Raw genomic sequence first — 1,445 nt, forward strand, 5'->3', positions numbered from 1 at the left:
GCCGGTGTCCAGTAGTGGTGGTGGGTGCCAGTGGACGCGGCCGGTGGTGGGGTCGATGGTGGTGGTCCAGCCCAGTTCGGCGAGTTGGTTGTCCGGTGGGCAGCCCAGTGCGAGGGTGGGGGCGTCGGTGTGTCCGCCGTGGGCCCAGCTGGGTTGGGCGTGATGTGCTTGGCAGTGGTTGGCGCATCGGGTGCAGCCGGGGCGGGTGCAGCCACGGTCGCGGTGGTGGAGCAGTAGGCGTTGGGCTTTGGTGGCCAGGCGTTTGGTGCGGCCCAGGTAGAGCGGTTCGGCGGTGTGGTGGCGGTAGATGACCAGGTAGTGGTGGGCGTGTTCGGCCAGGCGGATCAGGTCGGGCATGGGCATGAGGGTGCCGGTGCCGGTGACCGCGATGCCGGCGGCGGTTTCGAGTTCGGGCAGGGTGGTGGAGACCACGACGGTGACCGGTAGGCCGTTGTGTTGGCCGAGGCGTCCGGAGGCGATGGTGTCGCGTAGGACGGCTTTGAGCGCGTCGTGTTGGCGTTGGGCCGGGCTGCGGGTGTCGCGGCCGGCGGGCCCGGTCAGCGGTGGCAGTGCCGGTGCCGGGGACGCCGCGGCCGCGGCGGCAGCGTCGTGGGTCTTCGTACCGGGTCCCGGCGGCGGCGCTGTTTCGGGTCGGTGGTCTCGGGGTTGGCCGGTGAGTGGGGGTCGGCGGGGTTGTTGATTCCGGGGCGGGCCCAGGTGTCGTTGACCGTGCCCAGGTAGGCGGCCAGTTCGGCATCGACCCAGCCGGTGATGCGGGTCAACCCGTCAGGATCCTGCGTGCCCACGGTGATGCCGCGTGTGTGGCGGGCGATATCCGGGCCCAGACCGTCCTGATTCATGACATAGAGCGCCCGTACCGCGGCCTGGTGCACGGTCTCGGGGCCACTGACCCGGGCCACGGGGACCAAGATGGCCTCCAACTGTGCGCACTGGGCGGCATCGACGTATTTGGTGGCCATCCGCACCGCTTCGGCGATCACCGTGACGTGGCCTTCGTTGATGTCGCCGTCGGCCAAGGCCTGGGCGCACAACGGCAGCGCGGGATCGAGCAAGATCCCGGTCACGCACCGTCTGGGGGCCAGTTGTTCGGCGCGGCGCACCCGGGTTGCGGCCTCGCGGGCCGACAGGCGCATCCGGGTGATCAGGACATCGGCCCAGGATTTCGCGCCGATCTCGTGTGCGGTGCTGCGCTGCATGATTGCGGCCTGGATGCGGGCATCGATGACCGCATCGGCGCGGGCGCGTTGGTCGCGTTCGGACTGCAACGCCAACAGCTCGGCGGTGTCGAACACCGTGAAATCGGCATCCAACAGCGCTTTGACCGACGCGGCGCGATCGGAGAGGGCATGCTGCACCGACTCCCGACTGGCCACCACATCCGATCCCATGACTCGAACATACGTGCGACCACCGACACAACACGC

2 protein-coding genes are annotated in these 1,445 nt (G+C 69.6%); both read right to left on the minus strand.

Translation table 11 applies throughout. The features are described 5' to 3' along the window. The coding region (locus G154_RS25780; RefSeq protein ID WP_353647187.1) for a DUF222 domain-containing protein at nucleotides 1–570 on the minus strand (570 nt) is incomplete at its 3' end. Next, the coding region (locus G154_RS27005; RefSeq protein WP_237742471.1) for a DUF222 domain-containing protein at nucleotides 558–1,445 on the minus strand (888 nt) is incomplete at its 5' end. The genes G154_RS25780 and G154_RS27005, both read right to left, overlap by 13 nt.

The organism is Mycobacterium sp. VKM Ac-1816D (assembly GCF_000416385.1).
In the GTDB taxonomy this organism is placed as follows: Bacteria; Actinomycetota; Actinomycetes; order Mycobacteriales; family Mycobacteriaceae; genus Mycobacterium; species Mycobacterium neoaurum_A.